The 22,756-nt window shown below is 35.0% G+C and carries 17 protein-coding genes; 10 read left to right on the top strand and 7 right to left on the bottom strand.

Translation table 11 applies throughout. The annotated features are described in order from the left end of the window. Positions 1-153 precede the first annotated feature (153 nt). Entirely contained in the window at positions 154-2,388 is a 2,235-nt protein-coding gene (locus tag LC095_RS10525) for an AAA family ATPase (RefSeq protein ID WP_226528157.1), read from the top strand. Then, on the top strand, positions 2,385-3,473 hold the full coding sequence (locus LC095_RS10520) for a hypothetical protein (RefSeq protein WP_226528156.1): 1,089 nt from the start codon (positions 2,385-2,387) through the stop codon (positions 3,471-3,473). Before LC095_RS10525 ends, LC095_RS10520 begins: the two co-directional genes overlap by 4 nt. A gap of 274 nt (positions 3,474-3,747) precedes the next feature. Here LC095_RS10520 and LC095_RS10515 read toward each other — a convergent pair whose 3' ends face one another. After that, complete coding sequence (locus LC095_RS10515; RefSeq protein ID WP_226528155.1) at positions 3,748-4,137, bottom strand: hypothetical protein; 390 nt, start codon at positions 4,135-4,137, stop codon at positions 3,748-3,750. A 451-nt stretch (positions 4,138-4,588) separates the two neighbouring features. On the opposite strand from LC095_RS10515, the gene LC095_RS10510 reads away from it, so the two are divergent. The 5 genes from LC095_RS10510 (at position 4,589) to LC095_RS10490 (ending at position 10,235) form a co-directional block, all read left to right on the top strand. Next, positions 4,589-6,091 carry a phytoene desaturase family protein gene (locus LC095_RS10510; RefSeq protein WP_226528154.1) on the top strand — a complete coding sequence of 501 codons (1,503 nt, stop codon included), beginning with the start codon at positions 4,589-4,591 and terminating at the stop codon, positions 6,089-6,091. A gap of 38 nt (positions 6,092-6,129) precedes the next feature. Further along, on the top strand, positions 6,130-6,984 hold the full coding sequence (locus LC095_RS10505) for a phytoene/squalene synthase family protein (protein ID WP_226528153.1): 855 nt from the start codon (positions 6,130-6,132) through the stop codon (positions 6,982-6,984). A gap of 33 nt (positions 6,985-7,017) precedes the next feature. Then, entirely contained in the window at positions 7,018-8,517 is a 1,500-nt protein-coding gene (locus LC095_RS10500) for a phytoene desaturase family protein (protein WP_226528152.1), read from the top strand. A gap of 81 nt (positions 8,518-8,598) precedes the next feature. Then, positions 8,599-9,720 carry a glycosyltransferase family 2 protein gene (locus LC095_RS10495; RefSeq protein ID WP_226528151.1) on the top strand — a complete coding sequence of 374 codons (1,122 nt, stop codon included), beginning with the start codon at positions 8,599-8,601 and terminating at the stop codon, positions 9,718-9,720. Between the two features lie 14 nt (positions 9,721-9,734). Continuing rightward, positions 9,735-10,235: a glycosyl-4,4'-diaponeurosporenoate acyltransferase gene (locus LC095_RS10490; protein ID WP_226528150.1), complete on the top strand. Its 501-nt coding sequence runs from the start codon at positions 9,735-9,737 to the stop codon at positions 10,233-10,235. A gap of 133 nt (positions 10,236-10,368) precedes the next feature. Here LC095_RS10490 and LC095_RS10485 read toward each other — a convergent pair whose 3' ends face one another. Then, the gene (locus tag LC095_RS10485; RefSeq protein ID WP_226528149.1) at positions 10,369-13,212 is read right to left on the bottom strand and encodes a carbohydrate binding domain-containing protein; all 2,844 of its coding nucleotides are present in this window, start codon (positions 13,210-13,212) and stop codon (positions 10,369-10,371) included. Between the two features lie 1,092 nt (positions 13,213-14,304). On the opposite strand from LC095_RS10485, the gene LC095_RS10480 reads away from it, so the two are divergent. Both LC095_RS10480 and LC095_RS10475 read left to right on the top strand, forming a co-directional pair. Beyond that, positions 14,305-15,387: a family 16 glycosylhydrolase gene (locus LC095_RS10480; RefSeq protein WP_226528148.1), complete on the top strand. Its 1,083-nt coding sequence runs from the start codon at positions 14,305-14,307 to the stop codon at positions 15,385-15,387. Between the two features lie 173 nt (positions 15,388-15,560). After that, positions 15,561-16,640 carry a LacI family DNA-binding transcriptional regulator gene (locus LC095_RS10475; protein ID WP_226528147.1) on the top strand — a complete coding sequence of 360 codons (1,080 nt, stop codon included), beginning with the start codon at positions 15,561-15,563 and terminating at the stop codon, positions 16,638-16,640. Positions 16,641-16,859: 219 nt separating this feature from the next. Here LC095_RS10475 and LC095_RS10470 read toward each other — a convergent pair whose 3' ends face one another. The 5 genes from LC095_RS10470 to LC095_RS10450 form a co-directional block, all read right to left on the bottom strand. Next, positions 16,860-17,678: an ABC transporter ATP-binding protein gene (locus LC095_RS10470; RefSeq protein WP_226528146.1), complete on the bottom strand. Its 819-nt coding sequence runs from the start codon at positions 17,676-17,678 to the stop codon at positions 16,860-16,862. After that, positions 17,678-18,709 (bottom strand): FecCD family ABC transporter permease, encoded by a 1,032-nt coding sequence (locus LC095_RS10465; RefSeq protein ID WP_226528145.1) that lies wholly within the window; start codon positions 18,707-18,709, stop codon positions 17,678-17,680. Before LC095_RS10465 ends, LC095_RS10470 begins: the two co-directional genes overlap by 1 nt. After that, a complete protein-coding gene (locus LC095_RS10460) occupies positions 18,706-19,740 on the bottom strand; it encodes a FecCD family ABC transporter permease (RefSeq protein ID WP_226528144.1) in 1,035 nt (344 codons plus the stop codon). The genes LC095_RS10465 and LC095_RS10460 overlap by 4 nt, the downstream gene beginning before the upstream one ends. A 1-nt stretch (position 19,741) precedes the next feature. After that, positions 19,742-20,815, bottom strand: coding sequence for an iron-siderophore ABC transporter substrate-binding protein (locus LC095_RS10455; RefSeq protein ID WP_226528143.1), 1,074 nt, complete (start codon positions 20,813-20,815; stop codon positions 19,742-19,744). Between the two features lie 385 nt (positions 20,816-21,200). Continuing rightward, the gene (locus tag LC095_RS10450) at positions 21,201-21,680 is read right to left on the bottom strand and encodes a GyrI-like domain-containing protein (RefSeq protein ID WP_226528142.1); all 480 of its coding nucleotides are present in this window, start codon (positions 21,678-21,680) and stop codon (positions 21,201-21,203) included. A 112-nt stretch (positions 21,681-21,792) separates the two neighbouring features. Between LC095_RS10450 and LC095_RS10445 the strand changes: the two genes are divergently transcribed. Then, entirely contained in the window at positions 21,793-22,755 is a 963-nt protein-coding gene (locus LC095_RS10445; RefSeq protein WP_226528141.1) for a helix-turn-helix transcriptional regulator, read from the top strand. Position 22,756 lies beyond the last annotated feature (1 nt).

Genomic DNA, 22,756 nt, shown 5'->3' with positions numbered 1-22,756 from the left:
TTCTTTCTTGGTATTCGGATAAATGAGGTTTTTTCTTAAATATGATATTAAACCCTATATTGCTGCTAAGATACAGGATATATTTTAAAATACAATATTTGGTATGATATAATTCATCTAGAAAAATAAGAACTTATAGGGAGAAAAGAATAAATGATTGTAGAGTATATTTATATATCTAATGGGAAGTTCAAACAATCATTAAATTTAAGTAATAAATTTTCATACATATTTTCTAGTAATACAATAAAAAAGTCAATTAATGATAGTTTTATTAAAGATTTATTTGGTGATAATATCACAAATATTAATGCCTTAATAGGAGAAAATGGAGCAGGTAAAACAACAGTTTTAAAAACTATATTAGGTATATTAAATAATCATATTAACAAGGAATATAATTACCTTGTTGTATTTCGAGAAGAGGATAACTTTTATTTTGCTTCGAATATTCAAAGTAAGATAAATTGCACATTTAAAGCATGGAGAAAATCAATAAGTTTTATTTCAAATAAATTAAATATTATTTTCTATTCCAATGTTTTTGATGGCAATAATATTTATAGGTCAAATAAGATAACACAAAACATTTCAACTAATGCAATAGTTGAAGAGCAATTAGCAAATAGCTCCTTTTCACTAAATGCATATCGAAAAGAACAAAATGAACATAATATCTTATTTACTATACTATATAGAAAAGTATTGGAGTTAGATAATTACATAAAAGTTCCAGGTGAAATTCACCTGAATATCAATGAAGCTAATGTAATTACAGACTTAGATACAATAATAAATAAGTTTAGAGAATTTGATATAAAAATTAGTTTGCTTGAAGATAAGCAGTACGAAATATTAGATATAATATCATATAACTATTATTTGAAATTAATTAAATGGATTGAAGATTTAATATATATTCTGAATACTAACGCAGATAATAATCTAGGAAGAATAATTTGGAATGAATATGAGTTTGAAAAAGTATGGATAAATTTAAATATCAATCAAGAAGCTGAGACAGATGATGAAATAAATGCATTGAAAGAAAATATAAAAATTATATTGTTGAAGCATATAAATGAATTTTCTGGGGATAAAGAAGCATTATCAATTATTATAAAAAAGGATATTTTAAGTTTAAAAGAAAAATATAATTTAACCAATTATTCTTGGGAATACATTGTGACTGAAATGAATTATCTAATTATAGACCAGTTTGAAAATATGTCTAATTTAACAGACGAAGAGTTTGATAAGATTAAAACTACAATGTTAAACTTGGATTTAAATATTAATGTAATAAAAAGTAATTTTAAAAAGTGGATTAATAGTAGAGGTCCAATTAATAAATTCATTGATTTTATTGATGAAATAGAATCAGAGTATATAAACCTATTAAGACTTAATAGTAAAACTAAAATTTATGATGGATTTCTACAGATAGAGGATGACGCTTTTATTGACTATGATGAAATGTATATCGACTTAATAGAAAATGAATATAGAGAAATAGATAATTATGATAAAGAAATAAAAGAATCTTTCAAAATTTTTGAAATTGATTATTTAAATGACCTAATAGATGTTTTTAAAAGTAAATTACATGAAATTAAGGATCATCTTTATATTATAGAGCAATTACTTGGTGAAGCAAATTATCAAAAAAATTTACTTAATAACAAAATTTCTGTTAGTTCAAAATGTTCTATTCTTTATGAGTATTTTAAAAAATATCATGAAGAAAAAGTTTTTGAAGTTTCTTGGAGAAACCTTAGCAGTGGAGAATATTCATTTCTAGGGTTTCTTAGTAGGTTTTACAAAGTGAATAGAGAAGTATATAAACATTCGCATTTACTAATTTTTATTGATGAAGGAGAACTATACTTTCATCCTCAATGGCAGAAAAAGTATATTTTCATACTAATTAAAGCACTGAACCATATCTTTAGTGAGAGAAAAATACAAATTGTTTTAACATCACATTCTCCTTTAATTATTTCAGATTTACCTCATTATTCAATTGAATTAATAGATAAATCTAAAATAATAAATCTAAATGATGCATTGGGAATAGGAAAAACATTTGCTGCAAATATTCAGGATTTATATGCTAATGCATTTTTCTTAAAAGGTGGCTTAACTGGAGAATATTCTAAATATAAAATTAATCAAGCAATAAAGGATATTATGCTTAAACCGGATGTGGCATATGAAAAACAAGAGAGCTACATAAAATTATTCAATCTAATTGGTGAACCAATTGTAAAGGAAAAATCTATACAGTTGTTAAAAAGATATATTACACCATATGAGAATAAATTAAATAAAGAAAAAGAAATAAAAATATTAAAAGAAAGGATTAAGTTATTGGAAAGTGAATTATGAGAAAGTTGGAATTGAAAAGAGAAGTAAAATTAAAGCACTTAAAATATTGTATTGGTAAGAAGAAGAATCAGAAATATTTGAATTCAAGGCCCTATGGTAGATTAATAAAGTATCAGGACTTGGACTATCCTCAGAAAATTAAGATGGGAACTAAAATTATAAAAATAGATATTAGTAAAAATGCTAGAAGAGAGATGGTAAAATATTTGTTAAAGAATTTCAATTCAATAATTATAGGGAATCCAAAAAAACTAATAATATTAGAAGAGGAATTCTATAATTTAGTTCATTCTTTAGAATTAAAGAATAAAAAAACTGTAACTATCGGTGAGATAAAAGAAAAATTAAATAAATTCTTATATAGGATTTTTAAATACGAGACTTTTTCATCCTCAGAACCAGGGGATAAATGGGGACCTTACCAACTGATAGAGGCGTTAAATAATAGTGTATGTGTTTACTGTAATGCTCAGTTTACGCATACTGTTTATAGACCAGAAAATTCAGTGGAAAGACAAGTGAAAATAAGACCAAGTTTAGATCATTTTTTACCTCGTAGTATACATCCATTATTAGGAGTTTCAATCTATAATTTGATCCCTGCTTGTTATACATGTAATAGTAGTTTAAAAGGAGATGAAGATATCTCTTTAGATCAAATTATACATCCATATCTTGATAGCTTAGACGAGATAGGATATTTTGAAAGGGAATTTAATGTACCACTACCTGAAACATATACGGGTTATAGTGATTTTTACAGTCAAGTTGTAGGAAGAAGTACAAATTATGATATTAAACTAAAACCTTTTAATGAGTCAGCAAGGGAAAAACTTGAGGGTTTTGAAAGATTATTTGAGATTGAAGAGAGATATGCACAACATAAAAGAGTAATAAATGACTTTGTAAAGAAAAATATAATTTATACAGATATCTACTTAAATGAATTAAAAGGCTCATACAGTTACTTATTCGAAAACACATATTCTTTAAAGGAAATAATAATTGAGGAAGATATAAATAACAACATATTGTCCAAGATTGTAAAAGATATTACCTTAAATGAATTAAAGGTTGTTAGATAATAATAAATAAACATATTCTGACCATTTGGGAAACTCTCTAATGGTTTTTTATTTTTAATATAGCAGTACAAGTGAAGGTTTCTGCCATGGATTTCGTTAGCAACCGGAACTATTATTCACTTGTTTTAATGCTTAGGGAAACATTAATTGTCACATATTTTTTTCAAATAAACCTCATTTAGATACACCACGGTGAACCGTACCACAAGTAAATGAGTTTTTTAAGCTTATAAGAAAACAGTCTAACTAATTTTATTTAGTTGGGCTTTTTTTATTAGGGTAAGTTCAATTTTGACCCGATGCTTTTGCCTACAACTCCAAGGCATAACAATACAATCAAGAGTGTGACGTCTCGTTTTTCAAAACTCTTGGCGTACATATTGAGGTCCCGATTACTACAAATAAAGCGTTGGTCCCACCTCTTGCAGTCGGTGCTGCTAATCTGTACCTCGCCATTTGATACGACGACAAAATTAGTCTTGAGTTGTGCTAAAAAATCTCTAACTACCAAACTAGCAACTGTTTCCTGACTTTCATCCCAATCTTCTGAATCCCATAAAAAACCTATTCCCTGTAAAAAAGACTGAATTGTATTTTGTAAAAACAAGTCTAAAACATGCATATGATGCGCTTTTTTAATAAAAAATAAGCGACTCTTCGTCATATACAGCGCCGCTATCAATTAAATCTTCTACGAAAGGACTTATTTCAACTGGATTTGGTTGATGACATGAGTCCCTAATTTGAATTTTGGCTTGCTAACAATTGGACCGATTTTTTCATCGATATCCCCTCAGCCCTATAAGCTTTAAGTGCCTTCAATGTAAATAAATCTTCAAAAGTATAAACTTTGCATCCATTTTATTCAATCCTTATCCATTTTGTATAACTGTTTTGTATAACCTTTTCATCATGACATTATACAAAAAGGCTCTAATATTGCCATTATTATTGTTTTTTTGTCGAATAAAACACTCAAAGTTGTACAAAACTTGTACAAATGTATATAATGTTTTAAAAGAAAGAATGATAACTTTTGAGAAAATAGTTTACTTTCAAGTATGACTAAAAAGCACCTATTATCATAAAAAAATAGGAAATGTGAGGATTGAGTGATGAAAAAGAAGATAGTCGTGATTGGGGCAGGCGTTGCCGGTTTGGCTAGTGCAATTCGTCTTCAACATGCAGGGTATGAAGTGGAGTTATATGAAAAAGAATCGATGCCAGGCGGTAAAATGCATCGGATTGAATTGGATGGCTATCAATTCGATTTGGGACCAAGCATTGTGATGATGCCAGAACTATATCGAGAAATCTTTGAACTTTGTGGACGCAATCCGGATGATTACATCCCAATGCAAAGGCTCGATCCAATGTATCGAGTATATTTTGGCGATGATCCCGACCACCCATACGATATTTCCTCGGATCTAACATCACTTACGAAGACAATTGAAACTATAAGTGAAGAAGATGCAGAAGGTTTCTTTCAATATCTTCAAGAAATTTATAGGCGATTTTTAGTAGCTAAAAATCATTTTATTCAACGACCATTTCGTCAGCCAAAAGACTTTTACAATCTGTCCACCCTTAAGCAAGCACTGAAGTTGAAAACATTGGACAGTGCAGATCAGTTCATTGGCAAATACATAAAGAATGAACGTCTAAAGCAAATGATCAGTTTCCAAACCTTGTACATAGGGATTTCCCCCTATAATGGTCCTTCATTATATACGATGATCCCGATGATTGAATTCCTCTATGGTGTTTGGTTTATCAAAGGAGGCATGTACACGATGGCAACGGCGATGGAAAAGCTCTTTCTAGAGTTAGGGGGGAAGATTCATTACAACAGTCCTGTAGATGAAATATGTATCGAGCATGGAAGAGCAACTGGCATTCGCCTTGGAAATCAGACAATCAACGCTGATTATGTTGTCTGTAATGCTGATTTTCCATTTGCTATGAAACATCTTATTAAAGATGTAAAAGCAAAAGGGAAATATACAGATAAAAAGATTGATAGTATGAAATACTCTTGTTCTTGCTTTTTAATGTATTTGGGCATGGACCGGAAATATGAAGAAATCGAGCATGTTCATAATTTCATTTTTAATGAGAATCTGGAACAAAACTTAACGGATATTTTCGAAGGAAACCAATTGGAAAATGGGTCATTCTATGTGTATATTGCTTCTAAAAAGGATCCTTCGCTCGCACCGGAAGGAAAAGATGGTTTATATATTCTGATGCCTGTCTCTGATTTATCAACGGCTAAATATGAATGGAATAATGAAACGATTCAATATTATCGCCAATACATTTTGCAGTCACTTAAGAAAATTAAGGGCTTTGAACAGATAGAAAACGAGATTGTCACGGAAACGTATATGACTCCAAAAGACTTTGAATCTAAGTTTCATGCATACAATGGTGCCTGTTTTGGATTACAGCCAACTTTATCACAAAGTAATCATATGCGACCACAAAGCAAATCGACCCATTGTGAACATTTATATTTTGCGGGGAGCAGTACCCATCCAGGAGCAGGTGTACCGATTGTGTTGCTATCTGCCAAAATTGCCGTTCAGGAATTGTTATTGGATGACCAAGGATGAAATTGATTACCACTAACGTTTTGAAGGAGGAGAGCAACATGAATTGGAGGCAAAAGCAAGCTGATTTTATTTATTGTGAAGAAATTATTCGAAAACAATCGAAAAGTTTTTATTATGCCTTTTCAAAGCTCCCCAAGGAGAAGTCAAATGCTGTCTTTGCGATCTATGCCTTTTGCAGAATTGCGGATGATTGTGTCGATGAAAACAGAACAAAAGCAGAAAAGTTGCGAGCATTAGAGCAATTAAAGAAAGAACTGGATTTATTTCAAAATCGTGCAGAACCGGATGTGCCCTTATGGAGAGCTTTACGCTCAGTGTTTGAGGATTATCCAATGTCTACTCAGCCTTTTTATGATCAACTAAATGGGCAGTTGATGGATGTACACTTTTCAACCCCGAAAACGATACAGGACTTGGAGCAATACAGCTATTATGTTGCCGGATCGGTGGGGCGAATGCTTCTTCCGATTATTGCCTCCAATACTCCCCGTGACTTAAGTGGCCCTGCGGTGAACTTGGGAATTGCTATGCAAATTACGAACATTTTAAGAGATGTCGGAGAAGATTACCACGAAAAGCAACGAATCTACTTACCAGAAGAAGAACTAGTCAGGTATCAATATTCACGCTCTGATTTGCAAAACAGAATGATTAATACGAATTTCATTCAACTCTGGGAAAAACTAGCCTTACGGGCAGAGGAACTTTATGAAGGTTTCTTTGAAAACATCACTTACTTTGATGAAGATAGTCAGCTGCCTGTTTCTCTTTCTGCGCAAGTCTATAGAGAAATTCTAAACTCTGTACGGGCTCATCATTATGATTGTTTATCATGGAGGAACTATGTAGCCGAGGAAAAAATGAATGCTATTAGGAAGGCAATCAGCCATTAAGATTGATTGAGGACGGAGAAAGGGTGGAGAAAGATGGATGAAAGGAAGAAAGTGCTGGTTATTGGCGGAGGATTGGGTGGTTTATCCGCAGCAATCTCTCTTGCTCAAAGTGGATATGCGGTTTCTCTATATGAAAAGAATAACCATTTAGGAGGAAAATTGAATCGGCTTGAGCAAGATGGCTTTGGCTTTGATCTCGGACCATCAATTTTAACAATGCCCCATATTTTTGAAAAATTATTTGCTGCAAGCGGGAAAAGGATGGAGGACTATGTTCCGATTTTACGACTGGAGCATCAGTGGCGTTCCTTTTTTCCAAATGGCAATGTGATTGATTTGTATGAGAGTCTTCAAGACATGCTTGAGAAAAATGCTAATTTGACACAAAGTGATATTGACGAATACAAACAATTACTTAATTATTCTAAAAAACTATATGACATTACAGAAGAAGGATATTTTCAAAAAGGCTTTGACAGTACAAAAGAAGTGATGGGCTATCATGGTATTTTTAAATCCATCAAGGCATTTGATTTGGGATCATCGATGTATGAAGCGATTGATAAAAGAATTAGTAATCCGCAATTTCGTGACATGTTCTCATATTTCATTAAATATGTAGGATCCTCTCCTTATGACGCACCAGCTGTTTTAAATATGATGATATATATGCAACATGCTCAGGGAGTGTGGTATGTACCGGGAGGCATGCATTTGCTTGCACGTGGCCTTGTACGATTGGCTGAGGAAATAGGGGTTCAATTGTATACGAATCAGGCTATCATTCAATTACAAAAAGAAAAAGGCAAAATTACCGGAGCAATGCTGGAGAGTGGAGAATTGCTGACAGCAGATTACTATATTGCCAATATGGAAGTAATTCCGGTTTACACAAAATTACTTCAAGAAAAAGAATCCTTAATTCGTAAACTTAAAAAGAAGTTTGAACCAGCGAGTTCTGGGTTGGTTATCCATGTAGGAGTGAAAAAAAGCTACCCACAGCTGAGCCATCATAATTTTTTCTTTTCAGAAAACCTCAAGCAGCAAATGGATAAAATCTTTCACAGTCATGAATTGCCTGATGATCCTGTCATTTACCTTGTTAATGTCAATAAAACAGACCCATCCCAGGCTAAGACCGGCTATGAAAATTTAAAAATTCTGCCGCATATTCCTTATATAAAAGATAACCCATTTACCCCAGAAGATTATCAGGCATTTACTGAAAAAGTGTTGATGAAATTGGAAAAGATGGGGCTTGAACAATTGCGGGAAAATATTGTTACGAAAGATATTTGGACACCGGAAGACATCCAACGTACGTATAACTCTGATCGGGGTTCAATATATGGCACTGTATCCGATCGGAAGAAAAATAAAGGCTTTAAACATAGTAAGCAAAGTAAACGTTATGAAAATTTATATTTCGTCGGTGGAACAGTCAACCCTGGCGGAGGAATGCCTATGGTGACGTTAAGTGGACAGCAAGTTCGAGATAAAATTGTTGAAAGAGATCAGACATATGGAACTTGAAGTTGCCTTAAAAAAGCTCGTGGCAGGCAGCAAAAAGCGCCTATTCATACAATGGTTGTTTTATAGGAGGGGGGAAGAGAAATGTTTATAGTATGGATTAGCATTTGGCTACTTGCGATGATCGGTGTGATAAGCGGGGCGCTCATGTTTTGGTCTTCACCATTACTTCCTATAAAAAAAATTACCCATAACCCTCTTCCTTTACTATCAATTATCATACCTGCACGAAATGAGGAAGGAAGGATAGAAGCCTTATTACAATCTATAAAGCGACAAAGTTTTCAACGATTTGAACTATTCGTTGTTGATGATGGCTCAACAGATCGTACCGTTTCGGTGGCAAAACGATATGGAGCAACTGTCCTACAAAATGAAAAGATTATACACATGGGCTCAGGCAAATCTCATGCTTGCTGGACTGGAGCCAAGCAAGCGAAAGGGAAATGGTTGTTATTTTTAGATGCGGATACTCAATTCGTTCATGAAACTAGTCTCGAAACACTGCTATTATCTTATTTAGACCATGGTGCTGAAGGGATTTTTTCTGTCCAACCGTATCACAAGATCAAACAAGTTTATGAAAATTTCTCAGCTGTATTTAACATGATTGTCATGATCGGCATGAATATTTTCACCCCTTGGAGAGAGAAACTTCCGGCAGCTGGCGCCTTTGGTCCTTGTATTTTATGTGACAGAGAGAACTATTTTCATACAGGGGGACATGAAAAAGCGAAAACCGCAATTATGGATGATTTTGCCCTTGCGGAAGTCTTCAGGGAAAATCAGTTTCCAATATTTTGCTATGGTGGTAAAGGCATTATTTCATTCCGGATGTATCCTGAAGGATGGAAGCAGTTGATAGAAGGTTGGGCGAAGAACTTTGCTACTGCCTCGAAATCAACTCACAGAATTGTCATGCTTTTCATCAATCTTTGGATCTGTGGTGGTTTTGCTGTGATAGGAGGGCTCATCATATCCTTTCTTCAACCAAATCTGCCTGTGATCGTTATTAGTCTTCTTTTCTATCTATTATATACGTGGCAAACAGCCTTTCTTGCCAGAAAAACAGGTGATTTTTATATATGGGTTTTTCCTTTATATCCTATCTTATTACTATTCTTTACAGGAGTTTTTGTCTACTCTTTGTACCTGACAAAAATAGTGCGTACGGTAACATGGAAGGGAAGGAACATTAAAGTCTAGACAGGGGAATCGATATGCCAATCTTTTCATTTTCAATTATGTGGACCATTATTATCGACGTGGTAGCCTGGGCCTTTTTTCATCTACTCGTTTCTGTTTTCTGTTTTTTGGTGCCATTACGATATTTTCAACGAAGTTCCTCACTTTTTAAGATTGCCGCTTGGGAAAACTCAGGTCATGTATGGCATCGTCTTTTTTGTGTGAAAAAGTGGAAAGGAGCCGTTCCAGATGGTGCACGCCTTTTTAAGTTTGGATATGAAAAAAAGTCTCTACATGGGTTCGACAATGACACTCTTCAAAGATTTGCTGCCGAGACGAAGAGAGCCGAACTAGCTCATTGGCTATCAATTCTCCCTGCTCCGCTCTTTTTCTTTTGGAATCCAGTCTGGGCGGGTTGGGTAATGATCTTATATGCATTGTTTTTCAACATTCCTTTTATTATTGTACAGAGGTATAACCGAGCAAGACTAGAAATGATCCTTGATCGACTTCGGATGTTTGAAACAAAGAACTAAAGTTTAATAGTTATTTATAACAATTAAAGGAAAAGAGATGTGCCATTTTGTTGATTGTGTAAGGGTACAACCGTGTTTTTCTATGTTAAATAAAAAACAGCACTATTCCTTAAAGGAATTAGTGCTATTTACTTTAAAATGATTTTTTTCTACGAGCTATAATAACTAAAACTGAACCAAACATGACTACTAATAGTCCTAAAGCTAGTAGGTTAAATATGTTAGTTGCAGTGTCAGGTAATCTTTGTTTGTCTCCAGAATTTTCACCCTGCTTTACTTCTGGGTCTTTAGTATTTGGCTCGTTAGTACCCGGCTCATCAGTACCCGGCTCATCAGTACCTGGCTCATCAGTACCCGGCTCATCAGTACCCGGCTCATCAGTACCTGGCTCATCAGTACCTGGCTCATCAGTACCTGGCTCATCAGTACCCGGCTCATCAGTACCTGGCTCATCAGTACCTGGCTCATCAGTACCTGGCTCATCAGTACCTGGTTCATCAGTACCCGGCTCATCAGTGCCCGGTTCATCAGTACCCGGTTCATCAGTATCTGGCTCATCAGTACCTGGAGGATTTTCAGGATTGCTATTGTCTTCTACTTTTTTAATAACGACATTGTCAATAAATACATCCTGTATTTCTGCTGGTGTTAATCCATCAGCATCTTTTCCTAAAGCAAAACCATATTTGGCTGATGGATCTGTTGGTTCAGTCATTTTAAATGTGTAGGTAAATGTCTGTAATGTATCTGTTAAATCTACTACTTGATCAAAGTACCCTGTCCAATTGTTGTCTTCTTCACCATTATGTTGAAGCTGGACACGTAATGGTCGATCCACTGTAGATTTTGCATCAAAAGATACCTCATAAGTAGCATCCTGTTCAATATTAATTCCATGTTGGAATAACTGAATGTTCCAATCAGCAGTACCTATATCAGTAATAGCAGCTTTAGCTTGTCCATCTTCATTTACTGCAAAAGTTGCTTTACCAGGATTATATGCCTCTGCTCTCCAATTAGCTAAACCATCAAAGATTCCATTTTTAACAAGATTACCTTCTACTTGCTCCAATGGTAGTCTTTTCATGAATACATTATCAATGTACACATCGTTTGAATTACCACCGATATTAAATTGGAGTTCTGATTGATTGTCCGTTTCAGCATCATTTATGAAATCTAAGGTATATTCTTCTGTTTCTGATGTTAAGTTTATTATTTCTTCATGTATTATTTCAGACTTTGAGTTCGTGATCGCTACCTGAATTTCTCTTTCTGCTTCTGTACTTGCTTCAAAGGTTAATTGATATGGTTTTCCATTCTCTAGGCTAAAACCATTTTGAGCTAATTGTACTGAATTTTTATTGTTACCACCATTAGTGATCAATGCTTCAAATCTTCTTTCATTTACTGCACTTCCGATATATCTCGTTGCATCTGCGGATTCGTCTGTTCTAAATTCCCAAAAACCCATTCTCTCAGTACCTTGGTCAAAAGTACCGTTATAAATATAATTTCCTGTTGGAAGTGGGTCTCTTACAATTTTTGACGGGTCAACAGGAGGTGCATCTTGAATTTTTTCTAATCTTACATCATCAAGTGAAATATCACCGTCATTTAGACCCATATTGAATTCGTATCGAGCTTTAACATCTGTTTCATCATTCATAGTAAATTCAAATGAATAATCTTGCCAAGATGTTGTTAAAGTGAAAGGATCTTGGCCAGCATAATCTTTCCAACTTCGATCTCCATCTGCGCCTATTTTAACCTTTACTGGTCTTTCATTCTCTGCTTTTGCTCTAAAGGAAGCTTTATACTTAGCTCCTTTTATAAGATGAATTGGAGCTTGAAGCAATTGAACTCCATGCTCAACATTACCGCCTGATTGAATTTTTACATCCATTACACCATCAGTTGGTACAAGATTGGCAGTGGCGCCACCATCTTTAGAAAATGTCCAATAATCAGAATATTCAACACCCTCAATACCGCCTACCTCAGGATCACTTATGTCAAAACCACCATTGTAAACGTAGTTACCATCTTCAAGAGGAGCTCTAACATCATCGTTATCCTCACTTATAGGTTTTTCACGTTCAGGGTACTCATCTTTTTGATAGACTTTTACATAATCAACTGCCATTTGTTGAGGGAATACTGTTGTTTCATCAGGATTACCTGGCCAACCCCCACCTACTGAAATGTTCATAATTAAGAAGAAATCTTGATCAAATGGTGCTGGGTACGTATAGTCATCTGCATTAGAATCACTTTTATTGAACCAGTCATTTGCAGTGTGATATAAATGACCATCCACATACCATCTAATTTCACCAGGTTCCCATTCTATGCTGTAAATATGGTAATCATCAGCAAATGATTGACCTTCAGGTAAATAATAATGTCCTTGTCGTTGTTGATGTGGTTTACCGAAATGGATCGTTCCATGGATTGTATCAGGCTCATGTCCTAATAATTCCATAATGTCAATTTCTCCACTAACTGGCCATGTACCATAAAAAGGCTCATCCTCTGGCATCATCCAAATTGCAGGCCAAATTCCTTGTCCTGAAGGCATTTTTGCTTTTACTTCGACTTTGCCATACGTCCATTTTTGTTTACCTTTGGAAATTAGTTTAGCTGAAGAGTAGTTATATGTTTTCCCATCTGCCTCTGTAATATCTTCTTCCCTAGCCTCAAGAATAAGAGATCCTTCTTTAACAAAGGCATTATTTTCTGTATACGATTGTATTTCACCGTTATATCTCCCATTTGTAGGAACATCATAGCTCCAGTTTTCCATATTAATATCATTGCCATTAAATTCGTCAGACCAAATCAATTCCCAATCTTTTATTGCTGAGCTTGTATCAGTTGATGGGTTTTCAGCAGCTGAAACATTACTTTTAAAGGGAAAGCTAGAACTAAATAGAATAACTGCAATTGAAAAAATAACTAATTTTCTAAGATTCATCATTAACCTCCAAATTTTTAGAATTTTAGTACTAAAAGTTGTTAAAATTAATCACCGCCTTTAGATTAATAAGGAAACCGGTTTCTATTAAATGTATAAAATATTCTTATACTACTTGAAAAAGGTAAATAGATAATAATTCAAAGTGAAATTGCTTAAAATGCTATTCTAGTTATCTCTTTATTTATCCTAAGTTTTTGGAAACCGCTTTCTTTTTTAGGTTATAAAAGTTTATTGTTGCTGTCAATATTATTTTGTGTAACATTAATCAATTTCATAATGCCCAGTTCTTGTATAAAAGACAATTAATTTGATTAGTGGATTTCAAATATGAAAAAGGCAACAAATTTTTTAGGGAAAGTGATTGAAATTTTCTGACTTATAGTTTAACATCGTTATTGAAAACGTTTTCGGTTTCTTCTAGCAAACAACTTTGAAAATATATTACTGTGAATAATGTTTTTTTTTAACTCTTTTACTAACGCGCGTTAGTTAAGAGTGATTATTTAACAAACTTATATTTTAAGAAACTGATTTAAAACCTGTTAATCCATTAAAGTAGAATTTAAGACAGATGGAAATAACAATTGGAAAGGATCTCTTAATCAAATATCATCAATAACTTTGGAATTTTATACTTACACATATGGAAAGAAAGTACCTTCTGTCCCTGCGGTTGCTATATTGGCTTTGCTTTAGGGGAAGATGATGGTGGATTAACATCACCAGAAGTACAAGGTGTGTTTATTGACAATGTATTGGCTAAAAAAGGTAGAAGATAAGATGGAAATCCTCCAGACACTTAAGTGCCAGTTAAATAAGATGGTGTAGAGAAAGCGTTGAATACATTAAAGAATCTGACGACAAAGACGCTAATAGATTATTACTACATCCACCCCTTATATAACAATTTATTAATATGTTCTCTTAGCTTATTGTCGTTAAGAAGAAAAGTAATAGAGTAAACAACATTGCTAGCATCAAAGTCAGTCTAAAGTATAGTAAATTATTCTGTAATTCAAACTAAATTTAGGAGTGGTTACAATTAAAATTATTAAAACTATTAGAATTACAATGCTGACGCTAATAATGATGTCTTTTATGGTGGTGACTTATGCGCAAAACCCAATATCAGAGGACGAAGTTTATCATTCATTCCAAAGTCATGATGGGCAAAACTGGCAGATTTCTAATGGATGGAGGAATGGAGATCCTTTTTTTGGGTGTCATTGGAGTGAAAATAGGGTAAATTTTAATGGTGGTATAATGGAATTGTCTCTTCGTACAAATAATTCATACGCAGCACCGTATAACTATGAATGTGCAGAGTATGTGACCAGTAATTTCTATGGATATGGTTTGTACGAAGTATCTATGAAACCAGCAAATGTATCGGGGGTAATTTCTTCTTTCTTCACATATACAGGGCCTTCATATAATGGAGCTCCTTGGGATGAGATTGATATTGAATTTCTAGGAAACGACACTTCGAAGGTTCAATTCAATTATTACACAAACGGTGTAGGAGGGAATGAGATACTTCACGATTTAGGATTTGATGCTTCAGCTAGTTTTAATACGTATGCATTTGATTGGCAGGAGGACTATATTAGATGGTATGTCAATGGTGAGTTGGTAGCTACAGCAACAGATAACCTTCCGAGTAATCCGAGTAAAATCATGATGAATATGTGGAATACGTACAACATTGATGAATGGGCAGGGGCATATGGAGGAGAGGATGCTAATGCCTCCTATGAATGGGTGCGATATACACCAAATAGTGGAGGTTCTGCTCCTTCAATTGCTCCTGACTTTCAATTGAAAGCGTGTGATTTTACAGGTTCAAGTGGGGTAACATCTTGGAATTGTGGCGTAGGGACGTTTCATTCTGGTAACTGGATTAAATTTGATAGCGTTGATTTATCCACAGGGTATAATGCATTTGCTGTTAGCTATGCTTCACCGGAAAGTGGTAGTTTTGATATTAGACTAGGTAGTCCTAATGGACAAAGAATCGGATCTGTTAACTATGGTCCAACTGGTGATTGGTCTAACTATCAATGGAGTGGTACCCCATCATTAGATGTAACTGCAAAGGGAACACAGGATATATTCATTGTGTCTACGAATGGAGCAGCTAATTTAAGAGAATTCTGGTTTAAAAATGAATAGTCTATTGGTAGTGAAAAAATTGTTACTCTAAAACACGGAGCGGAGGTTGTCCAAAAGGGTACTTGACCTTATGGAAGCCTCTTTTTATATGAAAAATAAATGAACATGGAATAAATCACCAACTATATTTTCTGATATAATATGATAAATATCAGTGATTAGGTGGAGACTTTATGCGCAGTGAGGACTTAGCTAAACTTTTAGGATTATCTAGAAGTACAATATCAAGAGTTATTAATAATTATCCAGATATACCACAATCCACAAGAGAAAAGGTTTGGAAAGCCATTGAAGAATACAATTATGCTCCCAATGCTTCAGCACAAAAGTTAGCTGGCGTAAAAAATAAAATGATTGCAATCATTTTATTAGATATAAAAGATAATGAGGAACCTCATCATATTAAATCAACGGATGATACTTTAATACATGATAACCCGTTTTTTTCTCCAATTGTTAGTGCAGTTAGTGACCAAGCAAATAAAATGGATTATTATGTCCTTATCTCTATTGCATATTCAAAAGAAGATTTAAAAAAAGTCCAAAGTATTTTTTATCAAAAGATAATTGATGGAGCCATTTTTGTAGGGACGCAGGAAGCAGAAAACGATCTTATATTTAATCTGATAGAACAAAAACATTTCATTGCTATGATAGATACGAGTGAAGTTTATAACACAAATCACAATGCGATCTATATTAATGCGGATAACTATGAAGGTAGCGTTAAGGCGGTATCGTACTTATTGGAACTTGGACATACTTCTATTGGTATTATTACCGGAAATTTAAATAAATTGTCTGCAAAAGAAAGGCTAGCAGGCTTCGAAACAACGCTAATGCAACACGGAATAGAGATGACAAAGGATGCTATTTACCATGGTGATTTTACGGAGAGCAGTGGATACGAAGGTGTAAAATATCTCCTTAGAGGGCCCAATCCGCCAACAGCCATTTTTGTAAGCAATGATACGATGGTAATTGGTGCATATAAAGCAATAAGTGAATTAGGGTTACGTATTCCAGAAGATATTTCAATCATTGGATTCGATAACTCATTTTTTTCATCTTATCTAAATCCACCACTAACAACAGTCGAAATTTCATTTTCGGATATCGCTAAAAAAGCAACAACACTTCTTATTGAATCTATTGAGAAAGAACAGCAACGAGGGATTGTGGAAAAGGTAAATGCTACACTTATCAAAAGAGAGTCTTGTCAAGCAATTAAAAGTAATGACGAAACTAAATAGCATTCTTTGAATGGAAGAGTTGAACTGTAATTAGAGCTGCTAGAAAGGAACTTAGTAAATAGATAGAAATTAACTTTCTGGAAAAAAGTTTTATGGAAAGAAAGACCACTCCATTAGCATTGAATGTGGTCTTTGATTTTCAATCCATAAGGAAGAGTCTATTCGGTTTAAAAGGTTACGAACATTCCCCTATAAACGAAACCACACAAAAACATATCTTTAACTAGGAATCAATTCCCTATTCACATGATGCCGCCCAATCGGCACCACAGAAGGAGAACCTGATATAGGGTCATCTACTACAGTACAATGAAGACCAAAAATATCTTCAATCAATGTACTTGTAATAACCTCTGCCGGCTCGCCTTCCGCGACAAGCTTTCCTTTATGAAGAGCAAAGATATGGTCTGCATAACGTGCTGACAGGTTGATATCATGAAGAACCATGACAATGGTTGTTCCATATTTTCGATTAAGATCTGTTAGCAGGTCGAGAATTTCGACTTGGTAGGTGATATCTAAATAGGTTGTCGGTTCGTCAAGAAATAATATGTCTGTTTGTTGTGCCAGAGCCATTGCAATCCATACGCGCTGTCTTTGACCACCTGAAAGCTCATCAATATGCCGGTCGGCAAATTCAGTGATTTTCATGATTTCCATTGCTTCACCGACGGCTTCATAATCTTTTTTTGTCCATCCTTTTAGAAATGTTTGGTGTGGAAATCTCCCCCGTCCAACTAAATCTGCAACGGTGATTCCCTCAGGAACAATTGGTGATTGTGGTAAAAGTCCTAATATACGGGCTAACTGTTTTGGTGGAATTTTATGAATTGGTTTTCCTCCCAAGGTAACTTGCCCGGAAGTAGGTTTGATCAGCCTAGCCATTGTTTTAAGCAGGGTAGACTTACCACAACCGTTGGCTCCAATAATAATGCTTATTTTGTTGCTTGGAATTGAAATACTTACATCATGCAAGATCTTTTTATTATCATACCCAGCGGTTATTCCTTCAGCTTGAAAAGCATGTATCGGTTTCATTATAAATCTCCCTTTCGATTCATTCGGATTAGCAAGTAAATCAAGTATGGTGCTCCAAGAATACCTGTGATGACGCCTACAGGATATCTGGCAACGAATGCGAATTGTCCTACAAGATCTGATGCTAAAACTAAAATGATACCAACTAGACCTGCTGGTATAATACTGGAGAAACCAACACCAACTAGTCTTTTTGCAATAGGTCCGGAAAGGAACGCGATAAATGCGATAGGTCCTGTTGTAGCGGTAGCTAACGCAATAATAAGAACCGAACTGAAAATAAGTACAAATCGTGTCTTATTCGTATCGACTCCAAGTGATGTTGCTGCTTGTTCCCCAAGTTCTAACATATCTAATTTTTTCCCGAACGCGATAATAATTGGTGCAAAGATAAGAACTGTTATCATAAGAGGGGAGAGTTCCTCCATTTTAGCTCCATTAAGACTACCACTTAGCCATCTCATAGCAGTAGGGATATCCTGTTGTTGACCAATCAATAATAAGTAAGATACAACTGCATTCAGCATGGCTTGAATACCAATTCCTATTAAAATTAACCTGCCAATTGAAAATGAAGTACCCTTTGATAATAGAAAAATAACGATTACTGTAGTAAGTCCTCCAATAATAGAAGCAATAGAAACAAAGGTATTACTTGCATGAAGAACGATGATACAAAAAACAGCCGCAGCACTTGAACCAGTTGTTATTCCGATAACATTTGGATTTGCAAGGGGATTACGAAGCATCGTTTGAAATACATGTCCGGCAACACCGAAAGCAAATCCGGCAAAAACACCTGCAACCATTCTTGGGAAACGAATTGTTCCCACTGCAAATGAGGCACCTTTTACTTTTTCACCAAGCAGGACGTTTATGACATCTGAAACAGGATAAATCGTGTTTCCAAGCATAAGCATTGTGCAGCATAGAGCAAATGCGATGATTGCAAGTAAGGAAGTCACGAGGATATAACGACGATGTCTCTTTTTTCTACCTATTATAATAAGATTTATAGATTCATTCATCATAACGTACGCATTTTCGCTTTCATAGTTATTAAAATTAAAATAGGAGCTCCAATAAATGCAGTAACAACACCAACCTCAAGCTCACCAGGACTTCCTAAAATTCGACCGCATACATCTGATATAGTTAAGATAATGGCACCTGAAAGAGCTGACATTGGGATAATATATCGCAAATCAGGACCAATAATGAGCCGAATCACATGTGTTGCTAATAATCCTATAAATCCAATAGGACCTGCAAGTGCTGTTGCAGCACCACACAATAATACTCCACCAAAGGCAGCAACAAGTCTAAGTGTTCCTGTGCGTACACCTAATCCTTTAGCTGCTTCATCACCTAATGCTAATGCATTTAGTGCTGGAGCTGTGAAGATGGCGATTAGTATTCCGATAATAAGAAAAGGAATAAAAAGAGAGATAGAGCTCCAATTTCCTGATCCGACACTACCAACCTGCCAAAATCTAAATTGATCCATAACGTTTGAGCGGGGAATCATAATGGCCATGACAAGGGATGATAACGCAGCACTAGTAGCAGCACCCGCTAAAACAAGTTTAAGGGGCGTGGCACCGCCACTCCCCATCGAACCAATTCCGAATACAAAAATGGCAGTTATGATCGCTCCTGCTAATGCAAGCCAAATGTATTGACTAGCAGTACCTATATTAAAAAATGAAATCCCACAAACGACAAATAGTGCTGCACCTGTGTTAACCCCTAATATACTAGGGTCTGCAATAGGATTACGAGTGACTGATTGCATCAGAGATCCAGAAACTCCCAATGCAGCACCACACATAATACTAAATACAGTTCTAGCCATTCTTTGGCGAACAACATTTGCTCCGTGAGTCTGTATTTCAGGATGGAATAAGCCGTCCATTAACTCATTCCATCCAACTGTTCGAGATCCAAAAGCAAGAGAAGCCAATACACAAATACCGAGTAAGACAATCGAAAGTATAAGAACTGTTATGAAATTTTTCGGTAAATGTAACTGCTTATTTTCTGAAACGGATATATTACTCATTTTATTGAACTTTGCTTGAAGCTTCTGAGAGTAATGTTAAGTACTCGTCAATTGAGTATTCAATTGCAAGTGGGCTAGGAGTTCCAGCTGCTGCAAGTGGAGTGTTATCTCCAATAATGACGACAGAACCTCTCTCTACCGCTGGGATTTTCCCAAGGATTGGATCAGCTTGAAGAGCTGCAAGTGTATTTTCATCGCCGTATGATACCAGAATGTCAGCATCGTTAAGCATATCTGCATTTTCAGCACTTACTTCTATAAAGAAACTATTTGGATCAGTGATTTGACTTGTAATACTTTCAGGGTATTCCATCCCTAACTCATTAAGGAATGCACCACGTGGGTCTCCTGGTGAGTAGATATAGAATTTAGATAAATCATCGGCACTAATACTTACGAATGCGGCCTTTTTACCTTTAATTTCAGCATGTTCATTTACTTTTTCTTCAATTAGTTTCTCTGTATCGGCAATCAGTTGTTTACCTTCTTCTTCCATACCCATACCCATTGCATTGTATGTAACTTGTTCACGCCATGAAGCTACCCAAGGGCTGGTTTGATAGGCGACAACGGGAGCAATTTCACTTAATGTATCATATTCTTCTTGAGTAATACCTGAATATGCTGCAAGAATGACATCTGGATTAGAGTCAGCAATTGCTTCAAAATCTAAACCGTCAGTATCTTGGAAAATAGTTGGTGTTTCGGCACCAAGTTCTTTTAATTGATCTGCAGTCCAAGGTAACATTCCGCTATCATCTTGAACACCGTAGTTTGCAGCTGAGAAACCTACAGGCACAACACCAAGAGCAAGAGCCACATCATGGTTTGACCATTGAATCGTAGCAACACGTTCAGGCTTTTCTTCAATTGTTGTTTCACCAAGTGCATGTTTAATCACGATTGGATACTCTGTTGTTTCTTCTGATTCCGCTGTTTCCTTAGTAGATTCTTCAGTTGAAGTAGGTTCAGATTTTGCATTTGTTTGCTCACCACCTGAACAACCAGCTAGTGCGAGTAAAACTATAAAAATTAGTAATGTTAAGAATAATGAAAATTTTTGTTTTGCAATCATTTTATATTTCCTTCCTTAATAAAAGATTAATTGATAATAATTATCAATATCATTAATGTATATCCTCTTAAAGAAGTTGTCAATAAAATATTTAGAAGGGAATGGGTACAAATACATAAATTAGATAAAAATATTTTTTAGAGGGCAGAAAAAAGTAAGTAGAATCATTCATTTTGATATACAGAGAGGAACTGTTCAGAGGTAAATGACATAAAAAAGAAACAGCACTCTCTAGTATGAAGGAGATGTCCTGTTTCGTAATTTGAATGTCTAAAATATTGGCATAGATGATAGTCTTTGTTTTGAAATGCAATAATTTTACGCTCCATCAAGCGCTATAGACACATGTTAAAATCTACAATTCGGGACAATTTTTTCTCACCAGTTATTTCCTAACAACAGGAATCCACATTTCACCAAATACTAAACCGTTTCGCTGTCCCATCTCAACTGTTGCATTCGGCCCGCCAACATAAGCAAAATCCTTTGCTTCAGGCAAGACTTGCCCAAAGGCGATGCCAGTGAGTGTATTACTCAATTCATCAGCTGTTTTTCCTTCCCCTTGTACAATGAGGTATTCCCCTTTAGGAAATTGAATAACTCTTGTTGCTTCTGGTAGAGATTGCTCTGTCATGACGCCGGCATAATGCATCATCTTATTATTTACCGCTTCGTTCACAGCAAAAATGTAGTTATTTTTGGCTATAGACTTTAACGTGTCAAGTCTTCCATCTTGTTTGACTTCATGCCAAAAGTCTGCCTTTTCCTTGGTTATGCCTGCGTAATCTGTATAATCGCTTTCCAACTCAATTCCAATACCTAATACAGTGAAGCTTGCTTTCTCTTCCAGCGTATAATTTGTCATTTTCAAAACCTTCCTTTTTTTATAAGTTTTTTCAAATGATTTGTCTTTTCACTTGATGAGTTTATAATAGTCCTTAATCATGTCAAAAAATGATACTGTTTAGGAGGATCCGATGAAAAAAGTTGAACGAATTAATATTATCATGCGATATATCAACAACCGATCCCACTTTACAATTTCTGAAATTATGCAAGAATTTAGTATCTCCCGTTCCACTGCTATTAGAGATATAAAAGAAATTGAAGCAATGGGGATGCCGCTTGTCGCTGAAGTAGGAAGGGATGGGGGCTACTCTGTCATGAACAATTCTGTACTGCCCACCGTCCGCTTTACTGATAATGAGATTAAAGCTCTTTTTATTGCCTTTATGGCTACAAGAAATCAACAACTCCCTTATCTAAAGAGCCGTCAGTCTTTAGCGGAAAAATTACTTGGTCTCATCTCTGAAAATCAGCAGGATGATCTAGTATTATTAAATCAAATCTTGCTTTTTGAAGGGACAAACCCGAATAATCCAGACCTGCTTGAACTGTCAGATCTTCCCCATCCAATTTTAGAAAAACTTATCCAAGCACTTCTTTTGGATAGCTATTTATTGATTACCATCAAAGAAGAGAAGGGAAACATATCGTATCCAATCTATCTCCTGCACCTTTATCGTGAAAAAAATATTTGGCTGATTGAAGGTTTTGACTTAAAAGAAGAAAAGAGACAAATTTTCCACGTAGACAATCTCATCAATGTTAAACCATATCCTGTGAAAAAAAGAGTACGCAAGAAAACTATTTTGGAAAAATTAAATAGGCAGGAAGAAGTAATAAATCTTGTGGTTGAACTTGGTCCAAAGGCGATTTCCCAATTCAAAAAATATCATCCTTTAAAAGTCTCAATTTCCTATACAAATCCTTACCAAACCACAGCTTTACTAAAGACTTTTATCAATGTTAATAATCAGGAAGAATTGACTGAAATGATCAATTGGCTGCTTTTCTTAGGTGAGGATATCAAAGTCAAGGAAATGCCTGAAGAAGTTTTAGAGCGTTTAAACATGAGATTAATCCTATACTGTCCATAAT

The sequence above is a fragment of the Metabacillus niabensis genome (genome assembly GCF_020524345.1).
Taxonomy (GTDB): Bacteria; Bacillota; Bacilli; order Bacillales; family Bacillaceae; genus Metabacillus; species Metabacillus niabensis_B.
The sequence above is the reverse complement of the archived record's forward strand: the minus strand, read 5'-3'. Positions and strand labels throughout refer to the sequence as shown.

What these genes read in the sequence shown, in the direction of transcription:
- LC095_RS10525 (WP_226528157.1), top strand. Translation starts at nt 154, where the DNA reads ATGATTGTAGAGTATATTTATATATCTAATGGGAAGTTCAAACAATCA.
- LC095_RS10520 (WP_226528156.1), top strand. Translation starts at nt 2,385, where the DNA reads ATGAGAAAGTTGGAATTGAAAAGAGAAGTAAAATTAAAGCACTTAAAA.
- LC095_RS10515 (WP_226528155.1), bottom strand. Translation starts at nt 4,137, where the DNA reads ATGACGAAGAGTCGCTTATTTTTTATTAAAAAAGCGCATCATATGCAT.
- LC095_RS10510 (WP_226528154.1), top strand. Translation starts at nt 4,589, where the DNA reads ATGAAAAAGAAGATAGTCGTGATTGGGGCAGGCGTTGCCGGTTTGGCT.
- LC095_RS10505 (WP_226528153.1), top strand. Translation starts at nt 6,130, where the DNA reads ATGAATTGGAGGCAAAAGCAAGCTGATTTTATTTATTGTGAAGAAATT.
- LC095_RS10500 (WP_226528152.1), top strand. Translation starts at nt 7,018, where the DNA reads ATGGATGAAAGGAAGAAAGTGCTGGTTATTGGCGGAGGATTGGGTGGT.
- LC095_RS10495 (WP_226528151.1), top strand. Translation starts at nt 8,599, where the DNA reads ATGTTTATAGTATGGATTAGCATTTGGCTACTTGCGATGATCGGTGTG.
- LC095_RS10490 (WP_226528150.1), top strand. Translation starts at nt 9,735, where the DNA reads ATGCCAATCTTTTCATTTTCAATTATGTGGACCATTATTATCGACGTG.
- LC095_RS10485 (WP_226528149.1), bottom strand. Translation starts at nt 13,212, where the DNA reads ATGAATCTTAGAAAATTAGTTATTTTTTCAATTGCAGTTATTCTATTT.
- LC095_RS10480 (WP_226528148.1), top strand. Translation starts at nt 14,305, where the DNA reads ATGTCTTTTATGGTGGTGACTTATGCGCAAAACCCAATATCAGAGGAC.
- LC095_RS10475 (WP_226528147.1), top strand. Translation starts at nt 15,561, where the DNA reads ATGCGCAGTGAGGACTTAGCTAAACTTTTAGGATTATCTAGAAGTACA.
- LC095_RS10470 (WP_226528146.1), bottom strand. Translation starts at nt 17,678, where the DNA reads ATGAAACCGATACATGCTTTTCAAGCTGAAGGAATAACCGCTGGGTAT.
- LC095_RS10465 (WP_226528145.1), bottom strand. Translation starts at nt 18,709, where the DNA reads ATGATGAATGAATCTATAAATCTTATTATAATAGGTAGAAAAAAGAGA.
- LC095_RS10460 (WP_226528144.1), bottom strand. Translation starts at nt 19,740, where the DNA reads ATGAGTAATATATCCGTTTCAGAAAATAAGCAGTTACATTTACCGAAA.
- LC095_RS10455 (WP_226528143.1), bottom strand. Translation starts at nt 20,815, where the DNA reads ATGATTGCAAAACAAAAATTTTCATTATTCTTAACATTACTAATTTTT.
- LC095_RS10450 (WP_226528142.1), bottom strand. Translation starts at nt 21,680, where the DNA reads ATGACAAATTATACGCTGGAAGAGAAAGCAAGCTTCACTGTATTAGGT.
- LC095_RS10445 (WP_226528141.1), top strand. Translation starts at nt 21,793, where the DNA reads ATGAAAAAAGTTGAACGAATTAATATTATCATGCGATATATCAACAAC.